9 protein-coding genes are annotated in these 17,545 nt (G+C 52.4%); 8 read left to right on the plus strand and 1 reads right to left on the minus strand.

What is annotated here, in order from left to right; translation table 11 throughout:
* Positions 1–263 precede the first annotated feature (263 nt).
* From ACO064_RS22185 to ACO064_RS22220, 8 genes are all read left to right on the plus strand, one after another.
* Positions 264–944, plus strand: coding sequence for an RNA polymerase sigma-70 factor (locus tag ACO064_RS22185; protein WP_421829409.1), 681 nt, complete (start codon positions 264–266; stop codon positions 942–944).
* A gap of 21 nt (positions 945–965) precedes the next feature.
* The gene (locus tag ACO064_RS22190; protein WP_421829410.1) at positions 966–2,048 is read left to right on the plus strand and encodes a FecR family protein; all 1,083 of its coding nucleotides are present in this window, start codon (positions 966–968) and stop codon (positions 2,046–2,048) included.
* Between the two features lie 81 nt (positions 2,049–2,129).
* Positions 2,130–5,471 (plus strand): TonB-dependent receptor, encoded by a 3,342-nt coding sequence (locus ACO064_RS22195; protein WP_421829411.1) that lies wholly within the window; start codon positions 2,130–2,132, stop codon positions 5,469–5,471.
* A gap of 24 nt (positions 5,472–5,495) precedes the next feature.
* The gene (locus tag ACO064_RS22200; protein WP_421829412.1) at positions 5,496–7,373 is read left to right on the plus strand and encodes a RagB/SusD family nutrient uptake outer membrane protein; all 1,878 of its coding nucleotides are present in this window, start codon (positions 5,496–5,498) and stop codon (positions 7,371–7,373) included.
* Between the two features lie 120 nt (positions 7,374–7,493).
* Positions 7,494–9,884, plus strand: a complete 2,391-nt coding sequence (locus ACO064_RS22205) for a GH92 family glycosyl hydrolase (RefSeq protein ID WP_421829413.1) — start codon at positions 7,494–7,496, stop codon at positions 9,882–9,884.
* Between the two features lie 55 nt (positions 9,885–9,939).
* The gene (locus ACO064_RS22210; protein ID WP_421829414.1) at positions 9,940–11,952 is read left to right on the plus strand and encodes an NPCBM/NEW2 domain-containing protein; all 2,013 of its coding nucleotides are present in this window, start codon (positions 9,940–9,942) and stop codon (positions 11,950–11,952) included.
* A 3-nt stretch (positions 11,953–11,955) separates the two neighbouring features.
* A complete protein-coding gene (locus ACO064_RS22215) occupies positions 11,956–13,980 on the plus strand; it encodes an NPCBM/NEW2 domain-containing protein (RefSeq protein WP_421829415.1) in 2,025 nt (674 codons plus the stop codon).
* 102 nt (positions 13,981–14,082) lie between these two features.
* Positions 14,083–15,552 carry a sulfatase family protein gene (locus ACO064_RS22220; protein WP_421829416.1) on the plus strand — a complete coding sequence of 490 codons (1,470 nt, stop codon included), beginning with the start codon at positions 14,083–14,085 and terminating at the stop codon, positions 15,550–15,552.
* 5 nt (positions 15,553–15,557) lie between these two features.
* Here the strand turns inward: ACO064_RS22220 and ACO064_RS22225 are convergent, their stop codons facing one another.
* Complete coding sequence (locus ACO064_RS22225; protein WP_421829417.1) at positions 15,558–17,252, minus strand: ATP-binding protein; 1,695 nt, start codon at positions 17,250–17,252, stop codon at positions 15,558–15,560.
* Positions 17,253–17,545: the final 293 nt, after the last annotated feature.

The following is a 17,545-nucleotide window of genomic DNA, read 5'->3' on the forward strand; positions in this document are numbered from 1 at the left end:
CGCGACAGCTTTTTCGCTGCGCTGTATACCGGCTATTTTCTTGCCATTTCTTCCGGCCTCCCTCTCTGATTTCAACCTGACGAACCACCCGAAACCCCGAATTCAGGCTGGTAAGGCGGTGTTGAAAAATAGGAGAAAAGAAATGTTTTTTTAGTGTGGGGTAAAATAACAAAACTTTGTCTTTGAATTAGAATATTTTTCCGGCCTGTAGGCACAACGTCAACCATTCTCTACAACGTGCGTAGCGTGTATTCTCTGACCCGATGAACCCTGAAGAACAGCCTTTAGAAGCGTATCACGCCGACCGAACCGGGCCACGGATTTCGAAGGAACCGGAAGAACCCCGGGTGCTTTCCGACGAGTATTTTATTCAAACCTATTTCGCTTCGTCTCCCCAGAAAGGGTTTGAGTTGCTTTTCAGAAAGTACTACACCAATTTATGCAACCATGCCATTCGGTATGTGTATTCGAAAGAAATAGCGGAAGATGTTGTGGCTGAAGTTTTCACGAATTTCTGGAATAATAAGGTGTATGAAACCATCGCCATTTCGTACCGTTCCTATTTATACACCTCCGTCAAAAACCGCTCCTACAACTACATAAAACAGGAGTTAAACCGGAATGAAAACCTGGATACCAGTGATGAGAACGCGGATTATTTTAAATCCATTGCGGTGCTGCAACCGGATGAAATCCTGCATTTCCATGAGCTAAGCCGAAAGCTGGAAGTGGCCATTCAACACCTGCCCAAACAATCCCGAAAAGCGTTTCAGTTAAACCGGCTGGAAGGCAAGAAATATGCGGAAGTCGCTTCCGAAATGGAATTAACGGTTAGCGCGGTAGAACGCTTGATCAGCAGAGCGTTATCCAGAATCAGAGAGGAGCTGAAACACGAGTACTTACTCAGTTTATTTCTGCTGTTTATTCTCTCAGTCAGTGAGTAATACGATCCAAATCCCGCCATTATGGAATCTTCATTAATAAAGAAAATCGTATTTGATTATTTTGATCACAAGTGTACCACGATTCAACGGAAACTGATTGAAGAGTGGCTAGCGGATAAAAGTAATCTTGAGCTGTTTCATCAGTATCTGGATGAATGGGAGTCACAACATCCCCAGTATAATTTTGATCCTGACAGAGGATTGGAAAAAGTATACCGATCCATTCAGGCACCGGAAACCGAACAAAAAGTGAGTACGGTTCCGACCAAACAATTCCGGTTAAATTCGCTATTCAAATGGCTTTCCGTGGCTTCCATTGTTTTAGTTCTGGGTTGGCTGGGCTGGACTAAATATGCAGAATCCCCCGCCATTACCTACCGGATGCTCATCAATACGGTAAAAGAAGAAACCGGTGAAATTTACGAAAAAGAGAACCTGACCAACGGCCCAATTCTGGTAAACTTACCCGACAAAAGCTCCGTCATTTTACAGCCCCAAAGCCGGATCAGTTATTCACCGAAGCTATTTAATAATCGGAAACGGGAAGTGGTTCTGGTCGGTGAAGCTTTTTTTGAAGTACAGAAAAATCCCGAGAAACCCTTTTTTGTCTATACGAGAGGATTGATTACCAAAGTGTTAGGGACCAGTTTTCTGGTGAAAACGCAGGCCGAGTTTTCCGAAGTCGTGGTAAAAACCGGGAAAGTCGAAGTGTTTCTGCATAATGATAAAAACAAGGACAAGAAAATGGCCAGCAACCAACTGGATGGGCTGATTTTAAAAGAAGATGAACGCATTAATACGGACCCGAATCAGCATACCTTAAACAAACCGCTGACGGTCGATAAAACCAATCTGAAGCTACCCATTCAAAGCCTGAGCTTTAATTTCGATGAGACGGCGGCTATTAACGTTATCGAGACGTTAAACAAGGCCTATCATGCGAACATCGTGTATGACAGTACCCACTTGTCTTCCTGCAAACTGACCGCGCATTTGTCGGACGAACCCTTATTGCAAAAAATCGAATTAATCTGCATTGCGCTGGAAGCCAGTTACGTCGAAAACGACGGCCGGATAGTGATCAAGTCAAACGGATGTAAATAAACCGGTTGCAGAATGTGCCGGTATTTGCCAACTGTAATCACTAATACCTCTCCTTATTCCTAACCCTTAACCCGTAATTTTATGAACATAGCGCTACGAAATGGCAAACAAGGCCTGGGTTTTCTGCCTGCTTTTATTTGCCAGCTATTTCTTTCAGTTCTCTTCATGGGGCCATTGTTTGCCTACAGAGCCGATTCGCAGGAAGTGCTGAAAAAACGGATTAGCCTGAAAATCGAAAATCAATCCGTCAAAAAGGTGTTGATCGAAATCGAGAAAAATGCCGAAGTGCGGTTTATTTATAATCCCAATCTGTTAAAATCGGCGCACAAGGTTAACCTGACGATTAACAATTTACCGCTTGGCGATGTGCTGACCAGCGTCCTTGAGCCGCTGCAATTAGGTTACCGGATTCTGGGGAAACAGATTGTTCTCAATCGGATTGAAGTAAAGACTTCGGCAATGCCGGAAAACGAGGCCAGTCTACAGCCCATGCTGCCCCTGGATATATCCGTCAAGGGCCAGATTAAAGATGACAAAAATGAGGCCATTGTGGGGGCCAGTATCATCATCAAAGGCCTGAATAAAGGCACAACTACCGACGCGGAGGGCCGGTTTTCGCTGTCGGTTCCCAACGAGGATGCGGTGCTGATCGTCAGTTTCATCGGGTATGAATCACAGGAACTGGCCGTTGGAAAACGCACGGTTTTCGATGTGGTTTTAAAGGCGGATTTAAAGCAACTGGAGGAAATTGTGGTGGTTGGCTACGGCGAAATCAAGAAGACCGACCTGACCGGCGCGGTGGCCTCGGTTCAAACCCGGGACATTGTCCGCGCCAATCCGGTGATGGCTTCCAAAGCCATTCAGGGGCAGGTCGCGGGCGCAACCGTCACCAAATCAAGCAACAAACCGGGGGCGGGCTACAACATCACCATTCGGGGCGAAAACACCATCAACAACTCCACCGAACCCCTGGTGGTGATCGACGGGCTGATGGGTGGTAATCTCAACAACCTCAATCCCAACGACATTCAGTCGATGGACATCCTGAAAGATGCGTCGTCGACCGCCATTTACGGGGCGCGGGGCGCCAACGGTGTCATCATCGTCACGACGAAAAAAGGGATTTCCGGCAAACCGCGCGTCAGTTACGACAGCTACGTGGGCGTCAAGATGCCCGCCCACATGCCCGAACTGATGTCGAGTGAGCAGTTTTACAAAGCGACGTATACCGACCGGGTGCTGGAAGGGGCCACGGGTGCTACGTTCACAGCCGCCGAAATGGCGAACATCAAGGCCGGAAAAACCGCTGACTGGGTGGATTTGATTACCGACCCGGCCCTGCAAATGAGCCAGAATATCAGCGTAGCGGGTGGAAACGACAAAACGACCTACCGGTTTTCGGGTGGTTATCTGAACGAAAATGGCAATGTGCTCCACACGGGCTACAAACGCTACAACCTGAACGCCGGTCTGGACAGCAAGCTGGGAAACCGCTTCAAAGTGGGGTTTACGTCCTACCTGACCTACAGCAACCAGAATGTGGGGTCGCAGGAGTCGCTGCGGGGGGCGTATCGGGCGCGTCCGACGGGAACCCCCTACTTTAGCGACCTCGCCAACCCGTCTGAGAACGGTGATTTCAATGTCGATGGCTATGCGTTCTGGATGGGAATCAACGACAAGCAGGTGCCCAATCCGCTGGCCGACATCGACCCCAAAACCTCGAAACTGCTGACCACCACGATGTCGGTGATGAGCAACGGCTACGTTGAGTTTACCCCCATCAAAGGGCTCAGTTTCCGTTCGTCGCTTTCGGCTTCGTATAACACCGACCGCATTGGCGATTTCCGGGGGCAGTGGTCCAAATCGCAGATTGGGTCCAAACCCCGGGCGCAGTATGACAACCGGACGCAGGGAAACTACACCCTGGACAACATTATCACCTATAACCTGGACCTGGGCAAGCATAAATTTGGCGTAACGGGTTTACAAAGTGCCTTCTACCAGCGCAACGAAGCCTATCAGATTGCCGCCAAAGACCTGCCCTACAATTCAGACTGGTATGCCCTGAACACCGGAACCGTGACGGGCATCAACAGTTCGCTGGTCGAGCGCTCGCTGCTGTCGTTCATGGGTCGGGTCAACTACTCCTACAATGACAAATATCTGTTGACGGTAACGGGTCGTTCAGACGGTGCTTCCCAGCTTTCGGAAGGCAACAAATGGGCCTTTTTTCCGTCGGTGGCCCTGGCCTGGCGGATGGGCGACGAACCGTTTATCAGTAACCTCAACGTGTTTTCGAACCTTAAACTGCGCCTGAGCTACGGGCAGGTGGGAAACTCGACGGTGAGTCCGTACAGCACGCAGGCCGGTTTGCTCAACACCGGGTATGACTTTGACGGCACGGCGGCTTACGGTTTTGCGCCTTCCAACCTGGCCAACAAGGACTTGAAGTGGGAGCGGAGTACGGAATATAACCTGGGGCTGGACTTCGGGTTCTTTAAAAACCGCCTTTCGGCCTCGCTGGAATTGTATAACCGGAGAACCGCCGACCTGATTCTGAATCAGAAGATTCCGACCGTAACCGGGTTTTCGCAGGTTATTGCCAACGTCGGGCAAATCGAGAACAAAGGCGTGGAACTGACGCTCAATACCGTCAACATCGCCCGCAACGATTTTAGCTGGAACAGCACCTTTGCGTTCACCCGCAACCGCAACAAACTGCTGCAACTGTACGGCGACGGCCAAACCGTCGATAAAGGCAACAAGCTGTTTGTCGGCTACCCGATCCGGTCGAATTTCGATTACCAGTTCGATGGCATCTGGCAAACCGCCCAGCAGGAGCAGGCGACCAAATACAAACAGGTGCCCGGCTCGGTACGCGTGGTCGATCAAAACAACGACGGCGTTATTTCCTCCACCGATGCCATCGACGACCGCGTGGTGCTGGGAACGCAGTTGCCAAACTGGATTCTGGGCATCACCAACCGTTTCAAATACAAAAACCTGGACCTGTCCTTTTTCGTCTATTACCGGGATGGTGTTCAATATTACAACAGCACTTTGTCGGGCACTTTCGGCGAAATCAGCGGCACCCGCTACAACAAACTGGCCTCGCTGGACTACTGGCGGAGCGACAATCCGTCGAACACCTATTTTGGCGTCGTCGCGGCCAATCCGTACCGAAACGCCATCAACTACCAGGATGCCAGCTTTTTGCGGATTTCGGACATTACCGTAGGCTACACCCTGCCGAAAGGCCTGATGAATTCCTGGAAACTGGCCAATGCCCGCCTGTATGCGCAGGTCATGAATCCGTTTGTATTTACCAAATTCACCGGATTTGACCCTGAATTTAACTCGGCGATTTATCAGGATGATGTGCCGTCGATGACGTATACCGTAGGTGTCAATATCAGTTTCTAACCCCGAAATCAACGCGTAATTCCCATGAGATCTTTCCTCTCGATCCGATATACGGCCCTGTCCCTTGCTTTCCTCGGCCTGGTGGCTTCCGGCTGCAAAGACGAATTTTTGGTTGAAAAACCGGTTACCACCCTGACCACCGACGTATACTACAAAACGGAAGCCGGTTTTGAAGATCTGGTTCGGTCCTGTTATTCCCTGCTGCGGAATATCCACCAGAACCGGACGCTGGTTCTGAACGGTACTGACATTTTTTCGCAGAGCGGTTTTGGAGATCCCAAATTTGCCACGCCAGCCGTCACGGGCGGCCCGCTGGAACAATATGATGTTCGCCTGAATGCCACCTTGGCAGAATTGCAAAGCCTCTGGACGCTTCTGTATGCCGAGGTGGCCCGCACCAACACGGCCATTAGCCGGGCCGGGGACATCACAACGATGGCGGCTGCACTGAAGGACACGCGGGTTTCGGAAGCGAAATTCCTGCGAGCGTTGTCGTATTTTTATCTGGTTCAGCAGTGGGGCGATGTGCCGATGCCGCTGACGGAATCGCTGAGTCCGAGCAAAGAAGCCATTCGGGTGCCTTCAGCAACTATTTACAAACAGATTATCGACGATTTGCTCGATGCGGAAGCCAAGTTGCCGGTAACGGCTTCCAACTACGGACGGATTACCAAGGGGGCCGCTCAGTTTTTGCTGGCCCGGGTGTATCTGACGAGGGGCTGGAATTTCAAGAGTTCGCTGGGCGGGAGCAATGCCGATTTTGATCTGGCGCTGCAATACGCCGATAAGGTGATCGAAGCCTATCCGCTGGCAACAGCCTACACCCAATTGTTTCCGATTCGTTCCGAAAATCCGCTGAAACAATATACCGGCGCTCAGAACGACAAAAATCCGGAGATCGTGTTTGCCGTCCAATACAATTCGGATGTGCTGACCAACAAAACCGACCCCGCTTTTGCCGTGGATGCGGCTGGTGGCAACAACCTGCATTCGGTTTTTGGCGGTGGCGGTGAAGGCTATCCGGGCACGAAAGGCCGGACGTCGGACTACAACCGGCACCAACCTTTTCACATTACCAACCCGGCGATGTATCGGCTGTTCGATCCGGAAAATGATTCGCGGTACGATCATAATTTTGTGGAAGTGGGCTATGCCTTGTTGCCGGTTGCCGGTTTCAAGCCCTTGCCGGTTGTTAATCCGAATTTGAAAGTCGACATCAAAGCGGGCGATACCGTCGTGTATTTCCGGCCGTGGAATAAACCGGCCACCTCATTGAATGAACGCGGCATTGATTTGGGCGGTAAAAAGAACTATTCGGTGGTGAATCTGGATGAGTTTAGTGGCGGATACGGTTTTGTGAACGGCAGCACGGTCAGCGTGAGCGGTTTTCCGTCAGACCAGCCCATGATGTGGAAGTTCTGGCAGCCCGGTATTGCCTACGGTGATGCATTTGGCACCTTCAACGAAGCGGTTTTCCGCTCGGCAGAAGCCTATCTGATTGCGGCCGAAGCACTGGTGAAAGGGGCTAAAAACGGGAAACTGGGTGGTGCCGAAGTCTATTACAACAAAGTGCTGGACCGGGCGCTGGTGAAAAAAGGGGCGGATCCGCTGTGTGCCAAAGAGCCGGGCAATATAAAGTCACTGGAAGCGGTGTCGTACCGCGCCACGGCGGCCAACATCTCAATCGACCTGATCCTGGATGAACGCGCCCGCGAACTCATGGGCGAATATTCCCGGTGGTTCGATCTGAAACGAACCGGCAAACTGGTCGAACGAGTGAAGAAATACAACCCCTGGGCGGCCAAAAGCAACACGATCAAAGACATTCACTACTTGCGGCCCATTCCGCAGGGCGAGATTGACCTGTCGTTTCCGGCCATGAAACAGAACGAAGGCTACTGATCCATAACCCAAAGCCAAAAAAGGGGAGCGGTTTTGCGTTCCCCTTCCTAACCAGAGGATCGTCGTGTAGATTTGTGATCGGACATTAAATGGCCTACACGCAAACGATTCTACCTCAACATGTTTAAATTTTCCTCCTATCGTCTCCTGTTTCTGCTGGTTCTTGAAATTGGAACAACGCCTTCATGGGCGCAGAAAGACGCCCCAAAACCGGTCGATCTGGTAAATCCGCTGGTGGATGCGGCCAACTCCCGCTGGTTCTTTTTTAATTCGGCCAGCCGACCGTTCGGCATGGTCAATCTGAGCCCCGACAATGCCGTCAACGCCGACTGGAACGCGGGCTACCGGTATCACCTCGACAGCATCAAATGTTTCAGCCACATTCACGGCTGGCAGTTGTCGGGGATTCCGGTGATGCCCACAACGGGGGATTTTAACGGTCACCGGGGAGCCAGCCAGTACGGTTCGCCGTTTTCGCACAGTAGCGAAGTCATCAAAGCCGGTTATCACAAAGTAGTGCTGGATCGGTACAAAATTACCGCCGAACTGACCTCGACCACGCGGGTTGGTTTTCACCAATATACCTTTCCGGCCTCGGCCCAAAGCCACATTCTGTTCGATTTTTCGACCTTTCTGGGGCCATCCGATACGCAGAAAGGATCCGTGAAAAAGGTTAGCAATCAGGAGATTGAAGGCTACGCGATCATGGCTCCAACCATTCGCCGGCCCAAAACGCTGACGGTATTTTTTGTGGCGGTTTTTGACAAACCGTTTGAGTCCTTCAAGGGCTGGCGAAACGGTACGCTGGAAACGCCCGGCGAGGTGATCGAGGGCGAACGCACGGGGGCTTACCTCAGTTTCAAAACCGGGGCGGGTGAAATCCGGAAAATGAAAGTGGCAATTTCGTACGTCAGTGAAGCCCAGGCCCGGCTGAACCTGACGACTGAACTGCCGCATTGGGATTTCGAAAAAACCGTGCAGGAAAGCCGCACCGACTGGAACACCTGGCTCAGCCGGATCGAAGTGCAGGGCGGCACCGAAACCGAACGCAGCCGGTTTTACACCGATTTGTGGCATGCCTTGCAGGGACGACGAATCATTTCGGACGTCAACGGGAAATACAGTGACATGACCGGTCCCGAACGGCGTATCAAACAGATTCCGCTGGATGCCAACGGGAAGCCCCAATTCAATCACCACAATTTCGATTCGATGTGGGGCGCACAGTGGTCGCTCAACACGCTCTGGCACCTGGTTTATCCGGAGGTGACGGAATCATTCGTGAATTCGATGCTGCTGATGTACGACGACGGTGGGCTGATTCCGCGTGGACCGGCGGGCGGCAACTACACGTACGTGATGACCGGTGCTTCATCTACGCCGTTCATTGTCAGTGCGTATCTGAAAGGAATCAAAGGGTTTGACCACCAGAAAGCCTACGAAGGTTTGCGGAAAAATCACTTCCCCGGCGGTATGATGAGTAAGGCGGGGTATGAACACAACACCTTTAAGGGGGGCGGTCTTGAGTTTTACCTGGAGCGCGGGTATGTGCCGCACCCGATGGGCAAAACCCGCTACGGTTTTCATCAGGACGGTTCTACGCAGACGCTTGAATACGCTTATCAGGATTACACGCTGGCGCAGATGGCGAAGAAACTGGGCAAAACGGACGATTACAGCCTGTTTATGAAGCGAGCCGAGAATTACAAGAACATCTGGAATCCCGAACTGGGCTGGATGTGGAACCGGACGCTGGACGGGAAGTGGGGAGAACCCGCCGATATTTTGCGGTATGACAACGGCTGGGAAGAAGGCAATGCCGCTCAATACACCTGGTTTGTGCCGCACGATGTGCAGGGCCTGATCAAGCTGATGGGCGGTCGGGAAGCCTTTACGGCCAAACTGAACAGTTCGTTTGAAAAAGCCGAAAAACACGATTTTGTTTCGGGGAAATCGCACGACAAAGAGACGCTGGAAGAACTGCGCCGGGTGTTTATCAACTACGGCAATCAGCCCTGCATGCAGACGCCTTTTCTGTTCAATTACGCCGGTTCGCCCTGGCTGACCCAGCACTGGACGCGGCAGATCATCGAGAAAGTCTACAGCGGTATTTCACCCGATTTTGGCTACAGTGGCGACGAAGATCAGGGCCTGATGGGCAGTTTGGCGGTTTTGCTGAAAACCGGGTTGTTTTCGACCAACGGCGGCACGACGCCCGAGCCGTTTTACGAGATCAGTAGCCCGCTTTTCAACAAAATCACGATTCACCTCAACCCCCGGTATTACAAAGGGAAGCAGTTTGTGATTGAAGCAAAAAACAACTCGGCTCAGAACCTGTACATCCAGTCGGCACAATTGAACGGCAAAGCCCTCGACCAGCCGTGGATGACGCACGAAACCGTCGTCAACGGCGGAACCCTGCGGTTGCAAATGGGCGGAAAACCGAATAAAGCCTGGGGCAGCAAACCGGAGCAGGCACCGGTGTCGATGTCGTCACAATCCGAAAAATGAAAAAGCTGAAAATACCGGTCAGAAAGGCCAAAGGGGTAGTAAAAACGAATGGTAAATGAGTGTGACGAAGCGATTCTGGCTGCTTATGGTCTGGGTGTTTAGTTTTGTTACAGCCACAAACGCCCAGAAAACCAGCGAAATCTGGCTGGACGATTTGCCCATCAAATCCTTTTCAGAGGGCATTCCAGCCGTGTTGCCCAAAACGACAGCGGCTGGTGATTCCATTGTCATGCACGGGACGTATTTTAACCGGGGCGTTGGTGTGAATGCGACCAGTATTCTGGCGTTTTTTCTGGATGGAAAAGCGACGGAATTTACGGCAACCGTGGGCGTTGACGACAAAGGAGTGAAAGAACTGTCCCATACTTTTTACGTGATTGGCGACCGGAAAATCCTGTTCGACAGTGGTGAAATGCGGCTCGGCGACGTGCCCCGGAAAGTCCGTGTGAAGTTGAACGGAATCAAACGGCTGGGGCTTTTGGTGAAGGTTGATGACGTGGGGCGGACGAAAGTATATTCCAACTGGGCCGATGCCCGACTGGTTATGCTGGCTGATCACCGCCCTGGAAATATTCCCAATTCAGATGAAAAGTACATTTTGACTCCAACTCCGGCTAAAACACCCCGGATCAATTCGGCAACGGTTTTTGGCGTCACGCCCGGTAATCCATTTTTGTATACCATCGCGGCAACGGGTGACCGACCGATGCGGTTTTCGGTAACAGGCTTACCGACGGGGCTTTTACTGGACGAACAGACGGGACTAATCACGGGAACAGTGTCGCAAGCCGGAACCTATCCCGTGACCATCCGCGCCAAAAATGCACACGGCGAAGCGACGAAACTATTGAAAATAAAGGTGGGTGATACCATTGCGCTGACGCCCCCGATTGGCTGGAACGGCTGGAATTCCTGGGCCCGAAACATCGATCAGGAGAAGGTAATGGCCTCGGCCGATGCGATGGTGAAAATGGGATTGAGCCAGCACGGCTGGACCTACATCAACATCGACGACGCCTGGCAGGGCAAACGCGGAGGAAAATTCAACGCAATTCAGCCCAACGATAAGTTTCCGAAGTTCCGGGAAATGGTGGACTATATTCACAGTTTGGGGCTGAAAGTGGGCGTTTATTCGACGCCGATGATAACGAGTTATGCGGGTTACATCGGCGGTTCTTCCGATTTGGAAAACGGCGATTTTCCCGATTCGATTCAGGCCAACAAACGCGCTTTCCGTTACGTCGGGAAACACCGGTTTGAAACACAGGACGCCTGGCAACTGGCCGAATGGGGGATTGATTACCTCAAATACGACTGGCGGATCGACGTTTCTTCTGCCGAGCGGATGTCAGTAGCCCTGAAGCAGTCAGACCGGGATATTTTTTACAGCATTTCCAATTCTGCGCCGTTCGCGAATGTCAACGATTGGGTTCGACTGACGAATAGTTACCGCACCGGTCCCGACATCCGGGACAGTTGGAACAGCCTCTATGTTTCGGCCTTCACGCTCGACAAGTGGGCACCCTACGGCGGCCCCGGCCATTGGAACGACCCCGACATGATGATTGTGGGCAATGTCACCACCGGAACGCAGCTTCACCCCACGCGCCTGACGCCCGACGAGCAATACAGCCACGTGAGTTTGTTCAGTCTGCTGGCGGCCCCGTTGCTCATCGGTTGTCCGATTGAACAGCTCGATGCGTTTACCCTGAATTTGCTGACCAACGACGAAGTCATCGAAATTGACCAGGACCCGCTGGGGAAATCGGCCCGGCTGGTGTTGGAGGAAAACGGCATTCAAATCTGGCTCAAACCGCTGGAAGACGGCTCGTTTGCGGTCGGCATTTTCAACGTCGGCAACTTTGGCAAAACCCCCGAATCGTATTTCCGCTGGGGTGATGAAACGGCCAAAGCGTACACATTTGATCTGGCGAAAGCAGGATTAAAAGGTAATTACCGGCTGCGCGATGTGTGGCGGCAAAAGGATCTTGGTGTGTTTGAAAGGACATCCAAAACCGAGATTCGGCATCACGGGGTGGTTTTGCTCCGGTTGTTTCCGAAAAAATAATCCATGAAAAACCTTCTTAAAATGGCAAAATCGTTGACGGTTTTATTGCTGTTCATGACCACCGCAACGTATGCGCAAAAGACGAGTACGGTTTGGCTGGATGATCTGCTGATTCAAACCTTTTCCGAGGGCATTCGTCCGGTGACGGCGAAACGCAATTACAGCAACGATTCAATGCGGATCAACCGGACGTATTTCAGCCGGGGCGTGGGCGCGCAAAGTGTGAGCGTGCTGGCGTTTTACCTGAAGAAAAATGCCACGCAGTTCCGGGCTGTGATTGGAGCCGATGACCTGGGTAATACAGAAATACCGGTCAAGTTCTACGTCATCGGCGACCGGAAAATTCTTTTTGAAAGCCGGGAGATGAAGGTGGGCGACGCTCCCCAGAACGTGGAGGTAGACCTGACGGGGATCGAACGGCTGGGCCTGTTGATCACCGATCCGGTCGGTGGTTCCAACAACAAACGAACCTACGCCAACTGGGCCAATGCGCAGTTGATTATGAAGGGCAACAATCGTCCTGAACACCTGCCGAATACGGACGAAAAATACATCCTGACGCCCAAACCGGGCGAAAAACCCCGGATCAATTCCGCAAAAATCGTCGGGGCCTCGCCCGGCAATCCATTTTTGTATACGATTGCGACGACCGGAAAACGCCCCATCCTTTTTTCGGCCACGGGTTTGCCAGCCGGTTTGATACTAGATTCCAAAACCGGCATCATTACGGGAAAAGTGAGCCAGCACGGTACGTATAAAACCACGCTGAAAGCCAAAAATGCGCTGGGAGAAGCGATCCGGCACGTAACGATCAAGATCGGCGATACGATTGCGCTGACACCGCCCATTGGCTGGAACGGCTGGAATTCGTGGGCCTCGCTGATTGACCGGGAAAAGGTAATCGCGTCGGCCGACGCCATCGTGAAGATGGGGCTGATTGATCACGGCTGGACGTATATCAACATCGACGATGCCTGGCAGGGCGTTCGGGGTGGGCCGCTGAACGCCCTGCAACCCAACGAAAAATTTCCGGATTTCAAGGGCATGGTGGATTATATTCACGCACTGGGTTTGAAAGCGGGACTGTATTCGACGCCCTATATTTCCAGTTACGGCGGTTATGTTGGGGCTTCCTCCGATTTTGCAAAGGGTGGAGAATCACACGAGTCGATCATGGTGAATCGACGCGCGTTCAATCACATCGCCCCTTACCGGTTTGAAACCGAAGACGCCCGGCAAATGGCCGAATGGGGCATTGATTTCCTGAAATACGACTGGCGGATCGATGTCAACTCGACCGAGCGGATGTCGACGGCGCTGCGGCAATCGGGCCGGGATATTGTATTCAGTTTGTCCAACTCGGCCCCGTTTGCCAACGTCAAAGATTGGATGCGGTTATCGAACATGTACCGCACCGGCCCCGACATCCGGGATAGCTGGACGAGCCTGTACCAACTGGCGTTTACGCTCGACAAATGGGCACCCTACAACGGCCCCGGCCACTGGAATGACCCCGATATGATGATTCTGGGCAATGTATCCACGGGGCCCGAACTTCACCCGACCCGCCTGACGCCCGACGAACAGTACAGCCACGTGAGCCTGTTTAGCTTACTGTCAGCCCCCTTGCTCATCGGTTGCCCCATCGAACAACTGGACGCGTTTACGCTAAATTTACTAACCAACGATGAGGTCATTGAAATCAATCAGGACCCGCTGGGGAAATCGGCCCGGTTGGTGCGGGAAGAAAATGGCGTACAAATCTGGCTCAAACCGCTGGAAGACGGTTCGTTTGCGGTCGGCCTTTTCAACGTTGCGGAGTATGGCAAAACCCCCGAATCGTATTTTCGCTGGGGGGATGAGACGGCTAAAACCTTTACATTTGACCTGGCTAAAGCGGGGCTGAAAGGCCGCTATCGGCTGCGTGATGTGTGGCGGCAAAAGGATTTAGGGGCATTGAAGGATTCATTCAGGGCGGAGATTCGGCATCATGGCGTGGCCCTGCTCAGGTTATTTCCGGTTCAGTAAAATAGTAGTAATCCGCGTTCCCATCCCTTAAGCATTCATAAAATGATCAGATTCTTCAGTAGCGGTGTATTGATTTGCGGGATTGCCGGTTTTTTAATCGGCATGAATCCATCACAACCCGGCAAGAAACAGCCGCCCAACATCGTCTACATTCTGGCCGATGATCTGGGGTATGGCGACGTGTCGGTGTATAATCCGGAAGGGCAGATCAAGACGCCCCATATCGACAAACTGGCGTCGGAAGGGATGCGGTTTACGGATGCCCATTCGCCCTCGTCGGTTTGCACGCCCACGCGCTACGGCCTGCTGACCGGTCGCTATCCCTGGCGGAGCCGCCTGCCGGTCGGGGTGTTGCGGGGCTACAGCCGGACGCTGATCGAAGCCGATCGCCCAACGGTGGCTTCGTTGCTGAAAAGCCAGGGATATCAAACGGCGGTGGTTGGAAAATGGCATTTGGGGCTGGATTGGGCGGTGCAAAAGGGCCGTGAAGCGGTTCTGACGACGGAAGGATACGGGATCAAAACCGAGATGAATCCCGACGACATCGATTTTTCGCGGGAACCGGCGCAGGGGCCGAAAACCGTCGGCTTCGACTATTCCTACATCCTGCCTGCCTCGCTCGATATGCCGCCCTATTGTTACCTTGAAAACCAGAAACTCACCGACTTGCCGACGGCTTACACCGACGGTAATAAGCTGGAAACCGGCTATACCGGCCCGTTCTGGCGCGAAGGCAAGAAGGCACCCTCATTCGATTTCTATGGCGTACTGCCCACGTTTGTGTCCAAAGCCGTCGATTTTTTGAAAAAGCAGTCGACGCAAAAACCGTTTTTTCTGTATCTGCCGCTGGCTGCTCCGCACACGCCCTGGGTGCCAACCGGCGACTATACCGGGAAATCGAAAGCCGGGGAATACGGCGATTTTGTGCAGCAGGTGGATGCCTCCGTCGGGGAAATTCTGCGAACGCTGGCTGAATCGGGGCTGGCCGACAATACAATGGTCATTTTTGCGAGCGATAACGGCCCCTACTGGCGGGAAAATTTTGTGAAGCAGTTCAACCACAAAGCAGCTGGTGGATTTCGGGGCATGAAAGGCGACGCGTTTGAAGGCGGTCACCGCATTCCGTTCATCGTTCGCTGGCCGGGCCACGTAAAACCGGGAACGACCAGTGCGGCTACCACCACCTTAACCAACCTGATGGCGACCTGTCATGATGTGCTGGGACTGAAAAACCGTACTGCCATGCCCGAAGACAGCTACAGCATTTTGCCGGTGTTGCTGGGCAAAGCCAGCCAGGTGGCCGATCAACCCGCCGTGGTGCACAGTTCATCCATCGGTTTTTTTGCGATTCGGAAGGGCGACTGGAAGTTGATCGAAGGGCTGGGCTCGGGCGGTTTTACGGAACCCAGACAGATCAAAGCTCCGGAGCAGGGGAGCAAAGGGCAGCTTTACAATCTGGCAACGGATGGTGCGGAAACGACTGACCTTTACCAGCAGAATCCCGAAAAAGTGCGGGAGTTAACGGACTTACTGGTCAAAATCCGGCAAAGCAAAACGCGGGTTTCGCGCTGAGGGGTTCACTTGGCCGGAACGGATACCGCCACACTTTGGGGCAGAAATACCGTGAATGTGGCTCCCTGACCGGGTTGCGACTGAGCTGCGATGGTACCGCCGTGCATCTCGGCCACTTTTTTGCAGATGGTCAGACCGATGCCCGTGCCGGCATACTGGTCTTTGCCGTGCAGCCGTTGGAAAAGCTGAAAAATCCGGTTATGATACCGTTCGTCAAAACCGATGCCGTTGTCTTCCACGCTGATGGCCAGATACGACGGTTCCCGTTGCCGCATCGGAACCGGAATGTCGAAAATTGTGACGTCCCGGGCAGAAATCCGCACCTGCGGAGGGCGATCGGGTGCGATGAATTTCAGGGCATTCGAGAGCAGGTTCTGGAACAGTTGCCGCAGTTGTAGCGGATTGCCGTAAATGGTGGGTAAAAAATCAACGAAAATCTGCGTCTTTTTTTCACGAATGACTAGTTCCAAATCACCCAGCACCTCTTTAGTCAGCGCATTGAGGTCGACCTGCCGAAAGGGCTGGTGGTGCGTGTTCAGCCGCGAATAGGCCAAAATGTCCTTGATCAGAACGTGCATGCGTTCGGCTGCGTGGTGCATCCGTTGAATCAAGTCCTGGGCCGTAGGGTTTAGCTCATTGGCAAACTGTTCGACGAGCAGCGTTCCAAACGATTGAATCTTGCGCAACGGTTCCTGCAGATCGTGGGAAGCGATGTAGGCAAACTCGGCCAGTTCCTGGTTGCTGCGGTTCAGTTCGCCAATGTTCAGTTTCAGTTCGTGCTGGTATTGTTCCAGTTTCTGCTTGGTTTCGGTCAGTTCGCGGTTGTCCTGCAGGGTTCGTTCCACCATTTTCTGAGCCTGAATATCCACCAGAAAACCGCTCCAGTACAGCACTTCCTTCTTTTCATCCAGCAGCGCGGTGGCGGTCATCCGGTGCCAGACGTAAGCACCCGTTTCGGCATTCCGGATTCGAATTTCGGTCTGGAACGCGTGGTCGGCCGAAGCGGTTTCGGCCCATTTTTCCCACCACACGGCCGCGTCGTCTTCGTACAGAACCGTCTCCCATTTCGTTTTATTCAACTGGCTGACCGATTCGCCGGTGTATTTTCGCAACCATTCATTGGCGTACAGGAGTTTCCCTTTTGCCGTGGCCGTAAAAATCATGAGCGGCAACGAATCGCTCAGCACCTGATACTGCCGTTCCGACGAGCGGAGCCGCTCGGCCAGTTCCTGTAGCTGGTTATTTTTCCGTTTGATTTCATCGGCTACCAGTTCGGTCGGCTCGGTGTTGAAATGGTGCTTCCAAAGGGCCACGTTGGTTTCATTGACACACTGATCGGCTAAAACCGGCATACTCAGCCTCACTTCCGACCCTTTTTCAGATTTGGAAATCTGAACCTCGTCCACCAGGCGGCTGGCCACCTCGATCCGTTCATTTTTTTGTCCGGTAATCGAAATGCGGCTGTCACTGATTTTGGCCATAATCCGGGCTCTGGAGCCATTTTGAGGCACAATCCCGAGCGTTAGCGATACATCACTGCCATGCAGGAGGGCATCGCGGGAAACTTCCAAAACCGCCGTTGCAAAAGTCGTTTGAGCCACGAGTGAAAGCTCCGCCAGTTCGCCTAATTTCAAGGTGCGTCTATGCGCCAGAATTAGATCCTGCTCATCGTCCAGCGAAACTTTTGCGAGTTCGTACATAACAGAAACAGGGTATGCGCTAAGGCTGTCAGGGGATGATGGTTGCCCCAACGTAGTCTTTCTAAAAGGAGATTACCGGCAAAATATCCTCTTATGAGTCGGGGAAGATGCGTTGATAATCCCAAAAAAAACGCTGAACCAACGATCTGACCAACATGCTTCGTAAGTCTGTAAAACAGATAAGTTGCTGATTTTGTTTAAAGTAAATCCAGGTAAATGATCCGATTGGCATGTAACGAAAACGGGTGTTTTTTGAAAACTATTTTCCTGCATCCCGAAATCGAAACGGTTTT

Source organism: Larkinella sp. (assembly GCF_965227735.1).
GTDB lineage: Bacteria > Bacteroidota > Bacteroidia > Cytophagales > Spirosomataceae > Larkinella.

Coding starts and splice junctions, on each gene's coding strand:
- ACO064_RS22185 (WP_421829409.1), top strand. CDS start 264: ATGAACCCTGAAGAACAGCCTTTAGAAGCGTATCACGCCGACCGAACC.
- ACO064_RS22190 (WP_421829410.1), top strand. CDS start 966: ATGGAATCTTCATTAATAAAGAAAATCGTATTTGATTATTTTGATCAC.
- ACO064_RS22195 (WP_421829411.1), top strand. CDS start 2,130: ATGAACATAGCGCTACGAAATGGCAAACAAGGCCTGGGTTTTCTGCCT.
- ACO064_RS22200 (WP_421829412.1), top strand. CDS start 5,496: ATGAGATCTTTCCTCTCGATCCGATATACGGCCCTGTCCCTTGCTTTC.
- ACO064_RS22205 (WP_421829413.1), top strand. CDS start 7,494: ATGTTTAAATTTTCCTCCTATCGTCTCCTGTTTCTGCTGGTTCTTGAA.
- ACO064_RS22210 (WP_421829414.1), top strand. CDS start 9,940: ATGAGTGTGACGAAGCGATTCTGGCTGCTTATGGTCTGGGTGTTTAGT.
- ACO064_RS22215 (WP_421829415.1), top strand. CDS start 11,956: ATGAAAAACCTTCTTAAAATGGCAAAATCGTTGACGGTTTTATTGCTG.
- ACO064_RS22220 (WP_421829416.1), top strand. CDS start 14,083: ATGAATCCATCACAACCCGGCAAGAAACAGCCGCCCAACATCGTCTAC.
- ACO064_RS22225 (WP_421829417.1), bottom strand. CDS start 17,252: ATGTACGAACTCGCAAAAGTTTCGCTGGACGATGAGCAGGATCTAATT.